Consider the following 12,424-nt stretch of genomic DNA (forward strand, 5'->3'; position numbering starts at 1 on the left):
TTGGTTCCTTGGCCAGCGTCCGAGGCGATGAACGACGGGATCTCCCACGTCGCTTCATGTAACCGCGCCAGATATTTCTAGACGAAGTCCGCTGCCCCCGTAGATTGATCTCAACGGGGGATTGATATGACCGATACGATCACAACTAGCGCGCGCGAGCAGGCGTCCGTTTTTGAGAGCGATTTGCCGCTCGACGTGAAGCTGGAACGGGCAAGGACAGAACTTCTCGATCTCTCCGCACGTAACCGGCTTCTCAATATTCCACGGTCCGCCAAGAGTGCGAAGACGCTCGAAATCACCGACGAGCGAGGGGCTGAAGTCTTCCGACTGCTTATTGGCGGCGGCAAGGCCTTCACCTTCTTGCCTGGCAAGGCCGCGGCGGTCGAGGCGAATGACGATGAGACCGAAATCGGGGAACTGGCGCAGCCGGAGGATGACGGCGTCGACGCGCGGGGCGTGGCCAACCGCCATGCCGATACCCGTCTCCAGACTAGACTAACGCCCGCCGGGCTTCAGAAAAAGCTGCTCGATCTCTATTACGACGCCAGAACTCTGGAGGAGGAGCAAGGCGTCAACATTCTGTTCCTGGCCATCGGAACGCTGAAGTGGGTCGATCCCAATAACGCCGCTTCCGTCCGCTACGCGCCGCTGATCCTGATCCCGGTCGCGCTGGAGCGTGGCAATGCTGCGGAAAAGTTCAAGCTGCGCGTACGGCCGGAGGACTTTGCGGCCAACCTGTCGCTCGAGGCTTATCTGGAGCGCGTCCATGGCCTGAAGCTGCCGACCTTCGAGGCGGGCGACGACTTCGATCCCTCTGCCTATGCCGCAGCGGTGGCCGAAGCGGTCTCGTCCAAGCCGACCTGGGCGGTGAATCAGGACGACATCGTCCTAGGCTTCTTCTCCTTCGCCAAATTCCTGATGTATCGCGACCTCGACCCGCAGACTTGGCCGGCAGGCGCAAAGCTCGCCGACCATCCGCTGATCCGGCCACTGGTCTCCGATGGATTCCCCGAGGGCGAGCCGCTGCTATCGGACGACGAGTCCATCGACGCCCACATCTCGCCATTCGATACGGTCCATATCGTCGATAGCGACAGTTCCCAAACCCTGGCGGTGGAGGAGGTGCGTCGCGGCCGCGATCTGGTCATCCAAGGTCCGCCAGGTACCGGCAAGTCGCAGACGATCGCCAACGTGATCGCCTCAGCGATTGCCGACGGCAAGACTGTGCTGTTCGTGGCTGAGAAGATGGCAGCGCTCGAGGTCGTCAAACGTCGCCTGGATTCCACCGGCGTCGGCGGCGCCTGCCTGGAACTTCACAGTAATAAAGCCAATAAGCGCGCCGTGCTTGAGGAGCTCCGCCGGACCTGGGAACTCGGCGCGCCGAAGAGTGAGAACTTGGATGCGTTGAACGCGCGTCTGATGGATGCGCGCGACCAGCTGAACATTCATGCGGAGCGGCTTCACGCGCCACTGGGCGCCTCGTTGCATACCCCCTACGACGTCGTCGGCCATCTGGTCCGCTTGAGACAGGCCGGGGTCAAGCCGGGTTATCTGCGCCTGGACGGCGTGGAAAATTGGACCAAGGCGGCGTTCGATCAGCGCTCGCGGCTGCTCAGCGAACTGTCCGAGCGCGTCCTAGACCTCGGCGCGCCGGGTCAACACCTCTGGCGGGGCATCGAGCTGGATCGTGCGATGCCGACCGATGTCGCGCGGTTCGAGCAAAGGCTGGCCGCCCTGTGCGCGCGTCTGGCCGCGATCCGGGAGGATCACGCCAAGAGCGCCGGGATCCTGGAGATGGACGAACCCGAGTCACTGGCTGGGCTCGAGCAGCAGGCATCTCTGGCGAATCGCCTTGCGCAAGCGCCCCAACTCGCATCCGAGGCCCTGGCCGCCGACATCTGGACAACGCCTGAGGTTGTGCGCGACATCCTGGCCGCGGGTGCCGACTACACGGCTCTGCGAAGGCAGCTGGCCGCGGTCTTCGCGGAGGCCGCCTGGTCAGCCGACCTAACGCCGCTGCGCGCAGTTCTCGCGTCACTCGATCCGGCGACATCGATCGAGGCCCTGGATCTAACGAGCGACATCGCCGAGCGCGTGCCGTCGCTGCTGGAACAGGGGCGTCGCCTCGCTGATGCCATCGGCCGAGACACGCCGCCGACCGATCTTGAGGCCTTGGGCCGCCTAGCGCAGGTCGGCGAACGGGTGGCGACGGCGCCGGACGCGGATCCGGCCGCCTTCGCCCAGGATCTCTGGGACAACGGCGTCGAGAGAGCCGCCGACCTCGCCGCTGCGGTCAAGGCGTTGGAAGAAGCGCGCCGGGAGATCGGCGCGGCCTTGAGTGAAGCGGCCTGGGCGGCGGACCTGTCGGCGGCGCGCGGCGTGCTCGCTGCGCATGGCGCGTCCTTCCTGCGGCTGTTCAGCGCCGAATGGCGCGCTGCGGACCGTCTGGTGCGCTCGTTCCTGGCCGATCCGAAGACGCCGCTGTCGCGTCGATTAGCCCTTCTGGACACTTTGGGCCGAGGTCAGGGCGCGCTGAAGCTCATTCGCGACGACGCGGCGTTCGGACAAAGCGCCTTCGCCGGCGACTGGCGGGGAGAGCGGTCGGTCTCGGCGCCGCTGCTGGCGCTCGTGGAATGGATGCGCAGCCTGCGTGGCCTTGGCGCGGAGCCTCGGCTCATCGTCGGCTTGCGTCCGGATCGGCGGCGGATCGCCGATCTGACCTTGACCCTGACCGGTGGGCTCGACACGCTACGGCCTCAGCTCAATATCGTCTGGGACGATGCGGGAAGCGGCCGCGAGGCGCTTTTCGGCGCTGCAGAAGAGTCGGGCACGGCCAAGCTGTCGGTCTTGGCGGAGACATTTGCCGTTGTCGCGAGCGCGCATCGCGACGTGGCTGCGCTGAGCTTGCAGGTCGAGCCCTCACTGGCTGTGCGTGTGCAGGCGCTCGACGATCTGGCCAGAGGTCAGACCCGCGGCGCGGCCTTGAACGCCGGTGGGCCGCAAGGGCGAGCGGCCTTCGGGCCAGCCTGGCGCGACCTGCACTCGGACTGGGTAGCACTGTCTGAAGCAGCGACCTGGCTCGAGGCGAACGGAGACATCCGGGTTTTGGCGTCCCAGATCGCCGACCGGGCCGTGCTGGCGGCACATGTCGAAGCAGGCCTGGTCGCTCGCGATCAGTGGATCGCCGACGTCAAGGAGGTCTTGGCCGACCTGAAGGCCAACGCCGAGGCGGCCGTCGTCGCCGAGCACCTAGCGGCCACGCCCATGGCGGCCTTGGCCGCCGATCTGATGGCGTGGCGCGATGGCGGAGAAGCGCTGACATCGTGGGCCAGCTATCGAGCGCGTGCCAAGGAGGCCGTAGCACTGGGCCTGAGCTATGTGGTTTCGCATTTGCACGACGGGCGCTTGGCACCTGTCGCAGCGCGTGACGACTTCGAGCAAGCCTTCTTCGAGGCTGTCCTAGAGCAGCAACTCGAGGCCGAACCGGAACTGGCAGCCTTCGACGGGGAAATCCATGGGCGGCGGGTGCGGGAATTCGTGGATCTGGATCAGCAGCGGATTCGCGCCGCTGCCATGCAGGTGGCGCGCGCCCATCACCGCAAGATCCCGCCGTTCATGGGCGGCGCCGTTGGGCCGCTCGGCGTCCTGAAAGGCGAGATGGCGCGGAAGAAGGGACATATGCCCATTCGCCAGCTGATGCAGAAGGCCGGGCCGGTGGTGCAAAGGCTGAAGCCTGTGTTCATGATGAGCCCGCTTTCGGTGGCCCAGTTCCTGCCGCCGGGCGAGATGACCTTCGACCTCCTGGTGATGGACGAGGCCAGCCAGATCCAGCCGATCGACGCTCTGGGGGCGATCGCGCGCTGCCGCCAAGTGGTCGTGGTCGGCGATCCCCAGCAGTTGCCGCCGACCGCCTTCTTCTCGAAGATGACGGGACAGACCGATGGCGACGACGATGACGGCGCCGCAAAGGTCGCCGATATCGAGAGCATCCTGGGCTTGTTCACGGCGCGCGGGCTGCCGATGCGCATGCTCCGCTGGCATTACCGGAGCCGGCACGAGTCGCTGATCGCCATCTCCAACCGTCAGTTCTACGAGAACAAGCTAGTGATCGTGCCCAGCCCTTTCACAGCGCAATCGGGGCTGGGGCTGCGCTTTCATCACATCCAGGACGGCGTCTTCGAGACCGGCACGACACGCACCAATCCGACCGAGGCCAAGGCCGTCGCTCGCGCCATCGTCCATCATGTCAAAACCACGCCGGAGCTCTCCCTCGGCGTGGTCGCGTTCTCCGTCGGTCAGCGCAAGGCGATCCTGGAACAGCTGGAGCTGCTGCGTCGCCAGCTGGCTCCGGCCGAGGAGGCTTTCTTCCAGCTTCATCCGACCGAGCCGTTCTTCGTGAAGAATCTGGAAAACGTTCAGGGCGACGAACGGGATGTTATTCTCATCTCCGTCGGCTATGGACCCTCGGCGGTCGGCGCGAAGCCGCCGATGCGCTTCGGACCCGTTGGACAAGAGGGCGGCGAGCGCCGGCTCAACGTGCTGATCAGCCGGGCCAAGCGTCGGTGCGAGGTCTTCGCGTCCCTGAGCGACGAAGATATCGATCCCGACTTCGCCTCGACCCGCAAGGGCGTGTTTGCACTGAAGCTGTTCATGCATTTCGCACGCACCGGTCGGATCTCATTGGCCGAATCGATCGGCCGTGACCGTCACTCGGTGTTCGAGGCCCAGGTCGCCCGGGCGCTGCATGATCGCGGCTATCAGGTGCATCAGGACGTGGGCGTGTCGGGCCTGTTCGTCGATATCGCGGTCGCCTCGCCCGATCATCCGGATCGCTATCTTCTGGCGATCGAATGCGATGGACCGTCCTATCGCGGGGCGCGCTCGGCCCGCGATCGCGACCGCCTGCGCCGCAGCGTCCTGGAAAATCAGGGCTGGATCGTTCATCGCATTTGGAGCGGCGACTGGTTCAAGCGGCCCCAGGAACAGCTCGAGCGGACCATCGCCGTGATCGAAGCCACCAAGGTGGAGCTGGCACGGGACGGCGCCGCTGCGGCGCGCCTGGCTCCGTACGAAATCGTCACGGTCGAGCGGGAAGATGTCACGGGGATGGGTCTGGCAGGGTTCGCTGAGGCGGACCTCGCCCTCTCGCGCCCCTATGCGGAAGCTCTGGTGACGCGGCCGCCTCACATCCTCGACGACATCCATGAGACGCCGACAGGTGTGCTGTCCCAACTGGCAGAGGCAGTTGTGCAGGCCGAGGGGCCGATCCACTTCGACGAGATCGTCGTTCGGATCCGCACAGCTTGGGGCGCCGGTCGCGCGGGCGGCCGAATCCGCGATGCTGTTCGTCGCGCGGTCGAGACATCGGCTCGCCAAGGGCGGATCGTGGCGCAAGGGGAGTTCTTCTCAGCTCCGGGAGCCAACGTCGTCGTGCGCGACCGCAGCGAGGCGATGTCGCCGACCTTGCGCAGGCCCGACATGCTGCCGCCGGTCGAGATCGAAACGGCGCTGATCGACGTGGTGTCGCGCAACTTCGGCGCCACCGAGGAGCAGGCCGTGCAGGCCGTGGCGCGAGCCTTCGGATTCAAGGCCACGAGCTCCCAATTGCGAGACGTGCTGGGTGGCGTGCTCGAGGCCGCGCTTCTGAGAGGCGTTCTAGCCCGTCGAGACACGTTGATCGAGGCCGGTCCCAATTCGCCTCAGACACGGCGGGAGCCGGAAAAGCCAGCCTTGGAGGGATTGATCGCCGAAGGAGAGGGCGAGAGGCTAGAGTTCAAGGAAACCTTGCGCTGGGATCTGCGTCAGGGGCTGGTCAACAAGAAGCTGGAAGATGCGGCGATGAAGGCGATCGCGGGCTTCAGCAACCATCGGGGCGGAACCTTGCTAATCGGCGTGCGTGATGACGGTGTCGTGCAAGGTCTCGAACCGGATCTGAGCAGCTTGGGCGGTATCCGCGATCGCTTTGAACTGCACCTGACGAACCTCATAAAGGACCGGTTCTCGGAAAGCTTCAGGGCGGGGTGCGTGTCTGTCAGCTATCCTGTCCTACGCGATAAGCTCATCTGTCGAGTCGACATCAAACGCTCTCGCACGCCGGTGTATCTGGCCTTGTCTGAAGGCAATGGCCCGGCAGCCGAGCGCTTGATTGTTCGCTCCGGGGCATCGTCGCCAGAAATCCCGCTAAGCCAAGTCGCCAGCTATGTTCGGGACCATTTTACCTTGTGAGATCATTAATAGATGCGGGCGCGTAACGGATGGCTTGAACAACCGGCTCAGAGGCGAAATAAGAACAAGGTCGGCAAATGAATAAACTGTTCGGGTCCGGCGTGTTGAAGAGCGCTTAAACGGCGAAATCAACCAACCCGATGTCGGGCAGCACTTTCATAACTACGAAAAGAGCCCGGTTCCATATGCGATGTTGGCGTTTCACGGGCAGATATGGCCGGCCTATCTTGGCTCGATCGAGCCGTGAGCGCGATCTGGTCCAAATTGACGTACCCCTATCCGTCCGGGGAGCACGTCACATAGCGACGCATGGCTTCGGTGAGCGTCCCTTGAATATCCGCTTGCTGGCGAGCATCCAAGTTCCGCTTATGACGCAAGCGAGACGAGAGCAGCAGGCCGCATGCTCAGCTGCGTCGCCTAAGCCTCAGCCTGGTGCGGGAGCCGCCTCGGCGAGGCTGTCCATCGCCGCCACCACGGATTGAAGTTCGGTGACGAAGCCGGCCACGGCCGGATTGCGCCGCTCGCCGCTGCGACAGCCGAAACGCAAATCTCCGCTTTCCCAGGGGCGCCTAGCTGCGGCTCATGGCCCATTCCCGACGTCTGGAACGTCCGCTGGTTGGCGATCCGCCTGTTTTGTGGCTAAGCGCAATGTCCGTACGGCGACTGCTGTATGACTCCCCCAGTCGAGTTTAGATTCTCTACGATCGTTCGCTGCCTAGGGCCGGCGCATCGTGCGACCGACGGGCAACATCGTTTTGTGCCTTTCAACGCAATGGAAGTTCCTGCGGTTGCGGCCGTTGGGCCCTCCAGTGACCTTCTGGCTCTTGAACGAGAGCAGGCATGCCGCGGTGCTAGGTAGACCCACCGTGCCGCGTCACGAGATCATCCATAATCCGTTCCGCTTCTTCGGCGTTCGCATAAATCACGGCTTCCTCGAGCGCGTGCAGCGCTCCATCGAGGACCACCCATCGCGAGGTTTCCATCGAGGCATCGTTCAGAATGTTCGACGCCTCGGCAAACTGGGCCAAGGGGACGAGGGCGGTTACGAAAGCTCCGTCCATTCGATCCCGGGTCTTCCGATTTCTGAGGAAGGCCCCCAGAGCGTAATCTAGCTGACCGCGCGCCGGTTGGGCCGGGTCGTAGACGAAGGCAAGGATGTTGCGGCCTGTGCGCGCAGCTTCGGCGGCGGCTTCCTGGAGAGTTGCGAAGGGCCGCTGCTCGACAAACCGGTGCATCTCCGGAGGCAGCGCATGGGAGTTGTTGAGGACGTCTCTCAGATTTGACACGACTCTGCGATTGACCTCGCCCGTGAACGTGTCAGCCCAAAGGGGCGCGGCCAGCGACGTCCGATAGACGTCCTCGCCAGACATGCGCAAGACGAGTTCGTCGCCAACCGCCTGTATCTCGTACGTTATCGAAAGCAGGCTGTCCTGGGCACCGCTGCGACGCCAGATTAGCGTATTCTTGCCTGAGCCGCCAATTACCGTGAAATTTGTTTGCGCCAGCGTCAGTGCCGTGCCGACCCTTTGATTGATTTTCCGGAACACGCCGTCGACCGCACGCAGTCCTTCTTGGATCGCTGTCTGAGCCTGGCCGCGGCGACGCTCGGCAGGGGTGTCGAGGATTTCCGTGATGGCCTGAAGGTCATCGTCTGTGGATGTGGTGGCAGGCAGCCGTGCTGTAAGACGATCCAAACGGTCGCGGAGTGCGTTCGCACTAGAGAAGCGGTCTTCGATGTGTGGCGCAAAGCTATGGTCAAATATGGCGGCTAGACGTGAATGCTGTGCCCCTGCGACGGCCTGAAGGCGAGCCAGTGGTCCCGATCGCTGATGCGGCAACCGGCCCTCAGCATCCTGAAGGACGTCTGGATGCTCCGCCGTCAGCAAATAGAATAGAATTCCCGCTGCGAAGGAGACGTCTGACCGAGGATCTTGCTTAAGACGGCTGCCAGCCGACAGCTCCGGCAGGCGCAGGAAGCGATTGCCAACCTCCTGCCAATCCTCCGTCCGAAAATCGATCTCTGGCATATCGTGGTGATTCAGACCAAAATCCAGTAGCCACGGCTGGGTCGTGTCATCGGCCTGTAGAATGATGTTGTCAGGCTTCACGTCGCGGTGGACCACGCCTTCGCCGTGACAGGCGTCGAGGATATCGACAAGGCGGCGTGTCAGAGCGACCGCCACTTCAAACGAGACCTGCGTCTGCTTCGCGCGCCATTCGGTGAGGGTATTTCCCTCGACAAACTCAGTCACGATGAAGGGAATAACGGTCAGATCGCCGTGCCGATGCGCGTTGCTCTCGATCAAGCGCGGTACGCCGTCGATCCGGATTGTGTCGTAAGCATTGGCCTCGCGCGAGAAGCGGGCGCGGCGCTCGAGGTCTTTCCTTGATTTAATGACCTTGAGGAAACCGGGGTGGTGATCGCCAATGCGGCGGACCTGGAAAGCTTCGCCCTGACCGCCGGCTTTGATCTCTTCGACGATTTCCCAGCGAGCTTTCCAGTTCGCGACTTCAACCCAAGCAGACTGCAAAATCGTCATTGTCAAATTCTAGTTAGAAAAGGGCCCGATATCATAACCCGCCATGCTACAGGCTCGACACCGAGGTCGGCGAATGGGGTTCGCTCATCTATGCGCCTATTATCGAAGAAGGGAGCCATCGCGAACAACGACTTGGAGGCGCTGAGCCGAATATCCGCTATCGGGCAATGACCCAGAGTCTGCAAATGGCGCAGGCCGGCCAAATCGGGCGTTTTCTGACCTAGGCTGGCCGACAACCGGGCCTATTCCTTCCACTTAGACAGCTGCTTTTTCATCAGCTCGTTTGGCAGGTCAATAAGAAAGCGATCCAGGCGCGAAGGGTCGGGTTCGTGTCGGACCGCGTCCAACAACACCTCCCAAGTTTCGACGTTTTTCGGCTGCTCGCTCAGCAGCAGCCCGATGCCGTATTTTTGCGATAGTTCGAGGATGCGCTCGCTCTCCGTGGAAGCCTCGAACTTGGCTCGCGAGGTTGCGAAGATGACATAGGCCCGATGAGCGGCCTCTCGATGGGCGATAGCTTCGAGCACTCCCATCACGCTCAGGTTGCTTGCGGGTTTGACTTCAAACGTCACGATCTCAAGTCGCTTCGGCAGATAGACGTAACGCCGGACACCGGCCGCCGTAATGTCAGGCCTGGTGAATGTTCCGCCTGTGTTTCTGGAACCACGCGAGTGCGTCTCGTCCACCAGGACATCGTCAAGTGCGAAACGGTTAATCCACTTTGTCTCGATCGTTGCCTTCAGGTCCGCGTAGAGGTCTCGTTCCTTCGCCGGAACGGCCGGCAGTTCCATGGCCGCCTCAGTCGGCTCATCCGACATGGCGACCTGGGCCTCGGTCAGCCGCACTGAGCCGCCCTTTCCGCGGCCGGCAACTATGAGGCCCTGCTCGATCAGGTGCCCCTGAACCTTCCAGTAGAATTCCTCATTCCAGTCCAGGGCCCTACGCAAGGCTCCGTTCCCGGAGCTTCCACCTGCTTCTTCGAGCGCGGCGATAAACTCGTCCCTGCGCTTCGCGGTAATGCGTTCCATCCGATTCGCCCCTCCTAATATTGCACTGTAAGCAGCTTTTCCGATCCTGACCTCCCGAGCATCGTCCACATCGAAGGGGCGCCCGCTTGGACCATTGCATTCACCTTGATCTCAGGGACGAGAGCATCAAGCGCCAGTCCGCGCTGCTGATCCTCTCTTGGGCGAGTACAGCCCGACCCCTGACAAGACCCCATACCAAACGGACATGTCGATCGGCGATCTATGTCCGCTTCAACGCAAGGTGCCAACGTCCGCAACTGGCGCAAATGCGACGAGAGCCGCAGGCCGCGTGCTCACCTCCATCGCCTAAGCCTCAGCCTGGTGCGGGAGCCGCCTCGGCCAGGCTGTTCATCGCCGCCACCACGGATTGAAGTTCGGTGACGAAGCCGGCCACGGCCGGATTGCGCCGCTCGCCGCTGCGGAAGGTGACGAAGATCCGTCGCATGATCGCAGGCCGGATCTGCTTGAGCAGCAGGCTGCCGATATAGTCGCGCCCGCGCAGGCCGGGATTGATCGAAACCGAGCAGCCTGCCTCCACCATGGCCCGGACCACCTCGAAGCTGTGGCAGCGGCCGTTGATGATCGGGTCGAAGCCGGCAGCGCGACAGGCTCCGACGATGACGTCCGAATAGGTGGAAGAATTCGTGTCGAGCGCCCAGCGTTCGGTTGCCAGTTCCTCAAGCGTGACATGGGCCCGATCGGCAAGCCGGTGGCCGGGCGGCAGCAGGACATGGAGCTGGTCGTCCAGCAGATGCAGCGTTTCAACCTGCGCTTCCGCGAGACCCGACGCCGTGGTGAGGTCGTCGACGATCGCGACATCCGTCTGCCAGGCCCGCAGCGCGGCCAGGCTGTCCGTTGGTTCCAGCTCCTCGAAGGTCGTCATCAGATCGGGGAAGCGTGCCGACAAGGCGCGGATCGTCGGCGGGATCAGCGAGGCCGCGACGGAGGGAAAGGCCGCGACGCGCAATTCGCCGGCGACGGTCTTCTTCAGCTCCGCGAGATCGGTCTTCGCTTCCTCCAGAATGCCGATGACGCGGCCTGCATGCTCGACCAGGCGCTGCCCGGCCGGGGTGAGCCGCACGCCCCGGCCGCGACGCTCCACCAATTCGATCCCCGTCTCATCCTCGAGCAGGGCGATCTGCTGCGAAACCGCCGATGGCGAGATCAGCAGGGCTTCGGCCACCGATGCCATGGTTTTTCGCAGGGACAGCTCACGGAGCGTGCGAAGCCGGGCCAGATCCATCGCAGGGAACTCCATTCTGCCTGAAGCGCAATCATGCATTTTTTCTAATGTATAGCTCAAAGTTAATTAAGTAGACCAGAATTGTTTTCCGGCTGTAGCCTCTTTTCCAGAGAGCGCGATCGATGCCTCGCGAGCGGGAGGAGCGCTTCGCCAGGTTCGGCCGCAGCTTCGGGAGATGCGCGCAATGCGCGACCGGAGCGCGGTTCCGGAGCGGTCCCGCCAGCCTATGCCTTGCGCCTGTGATCTCGGCTGCCTGCCACGACTGAATTCAACGACGACTGAACTCAACGACAACGAAAAAGAGGGGTGTTCCTATGTCCTGCTTGAAACTGTCTCGCTCAAAACTTCTTATCGCAGCGCTCGCTGCCACGGCATCACTCTTGGCAACCGGGCTCCTGGTGACCAGCGCCTCCGCGACCGTCCTCGACGCCGTCAAGCAGCGCGGCGTGCTGAACTGCGGCACCGACAACACCGCGCCGGGCTTCGGCTATCTCAACACCCGGACGGGCAAGATCGAGGGGCTCGACGCCGATTTCTGCCGCGCCATGGCCGCCGCCGTGCTCGGCGACGCCGGCAAGGTCAACTTCGTCGTCGTCACCGATAAGAGCCGCTTCAACGCCCTGCAGACCGGGCAGGTCGATGTCGTCTTCGCCCACACCACGGTCAAGCCGGTGCGTGAATCCGCCATCGGCATCGATTTCCTGCCGATCAATTTCTATGACGGCACCGGCGTGATGGTGAAGGCGGCGTCGGGCGTGAAATCGGTCGCCGAGCTGGATGGCGCCACGATCTGCACCACGCAGGGCTCGGGCACCGAGAGCACGCTTGCCGGCGTCATCCGGCAGCGCGGCTTCAAGGGCACGAAGGTGCTGACCTTCGAGAATCTCGAGAAGCTGTTCGCCGCCCTGCAGGGCGACCGCTGCAACGCGATGTCGACCGACAAATCGGCGCTCGCCGCCTGGCGCGGCAATTCGGCCAATCCGTCCGAGTATACGATCCTGCCGGACACGCTCGACAAGTCGCCCTTCGCCGGCTTCGTCGTCGCAAACGACTCGAAATGGCGAAACCTCCTGCGCTGGGCGAGCTATGCGCTGTTCCAGGCCGAGGAATGGGACATCACTTCCGCCAATCTCATGGAGAAGCTGAAGGACGAGAATCCCTTCATCCAGAAGTTCTTGGGCGCGAAGGGCGGTTTCGGCAAGGATTTCGGCGTCTCCGACGATTTCATCGCCGCGATGATCAAGTCCGTCGGCAATTACGGCGAGATCTACGACCGCAGCCTCGGACCGAAGACGCCCTATTTCATCGATCGCGCCGGCACGCCCAACGCCTCCTGGGTCAAGGGCGGCGCCGAATACTCGCCGCCGTGGAACTGAGCCGTCTCTCAT

General features: G+C 63.1%; 6 protein-coding genes. 2 read left to right on the top strand and 4 right to left on the bottom strand.

The genetic code is table 11. From position 1 onward, the window contains the following. Positions 1-126 precede the first annotated feature (126 nt). Complete coding sequence (locus ACSQ3P_RS24485) at positions 127-6,225, top strand: DUF3320 domain-containing protein (protein WP_436168075.1); 6,099 nt, start codon at positions 127-129, stop codon at positions 6,223-6,225. Between the two features lie 424 nt (positions 6,226-6,649). Here ACSQ3P_RS24485 and ACSQ3P_RS24490 read toward each other — a convergent pair whose 3' ends face one another. The 4 genes from ACSQ3P_RS24490 to ACSQ3P_RS24505 form a co-directional block, all read right to left on the bottom strand. Then, positions 6,650-6,772 (bottom strand): hypothetical protein, encoded by a 123-nt coding sequence (locus ACSQ3P_RS24490; protein WP_436168076.1) that lies wholly within the window; start codon positions 6,770-6,772, stop codon positions 6,650-6,652. Between the two features lie 304 nt (positions 6,773-7,076). Next, complete coding sequence (locus ACSQ3P_RS24495; RefSeq protein WP_436168077.1) at positions 7,077-8,765, bottom strand: serine/threonine protein kinase; 1,689 nt, start codon at positions 8,763-8,765, stop codon at positions 7,077-7,079. 242 nt (positions 8,766-9,007) lie between these two features. Continuing rightward, positions 9,008-9,793 carry a hypothetical protein gene (locus tag ACSQ3P_RS24500; protein WP_436168078.1) on the bottom strand — a complete coding sequence of 262 codons (786 nt, stop codon included), beginning with the start codon at positions 9,791-9,793 and terminating at the stop codon, positions 9,008-9,010. Between the two features lie 313 nt (positions 9,794-10,106). Continuing rightward, positions 10,107-11,036 carry a LysR substrate-binding domain-containing protein gene (locus tag ACSQ3P_RS24505; RefSeq protein ID WP_436168079.1) on the bottom strand — a complete coding sequence of 310 codons (930 nt, stop codon included), beginning with the start codon at positions 11,034-11,036 and terminating at the stop codon, positions 10,107-10,109. A 314-nt stretch (positions 11,037-11,350) separates the two neighbouring features. On the opposite strand from ACSQ3P_RS24505, the gene ACSQ3P_RS24510 reads away from it, so the two are divergent. Then, positions 11,351-12,412, top strand: a complete 1,062-nt coding sequence (locus tag ACSQ3P_RS24510) for a transporter substrate-binding domain-containing protein (RefSeq protein WP_436168080.1) — start codon at positions 11,351-11,353, stop codon at positions 12,410-12,412. Positions 12,413-12,424: the final 12 nt, after the last annotated feature.

It is taken from the genome of Allobosea sp. LjRoot9 (assembly GCF_964252745.1).
Classification (GTDB): Bacteria; Pseudomonadota; Alphaproteobacteria; order Rhizobiales; family Beijerinckiaceae; genus Allobosea.

Bases quoted from the DNA above. Each gene is read 5' to 3' on its own strand.
- ACSQ3P_RS24500 (WP_436168078.1), bottom strand. From the start codon at position 9,793: ATGGAACGCATTACCGCGAAGCGCAGGGACGAGTTTATCGCCGCGCTC.
- ACSQ3P_RS24495 (WP_436168077.1), bottom strand. From the start codon at position 8,765: ATGACGATTTTGCAGTCTGCTTGGGTTGAAGTCGCGAACTGGAAAGCT.
- ACSQ3P_RS24485 (WP_436168075.1), top strand. From the start codon at position 127: ATGACCGATACGATCACAACTAGCGCGCGCGAGCAGGCGTCCGTTTTT.
- ACSQ3P_RS24505 (WP_436168079.1), bottom strand. From the start codon at position 11,036: ATGGATCTGGCCCGGCTTCGCACGCTCCGTGAGCTGTCCCTGCGAAAA.
- ACSQ3P_RS24510 (WP_436168080.1), top strand. From the start codon at position 11,351: ATGTCCTGCTTGAAACTGTCTCGCTCAAAACTTCTTATCGCAGCGCTC.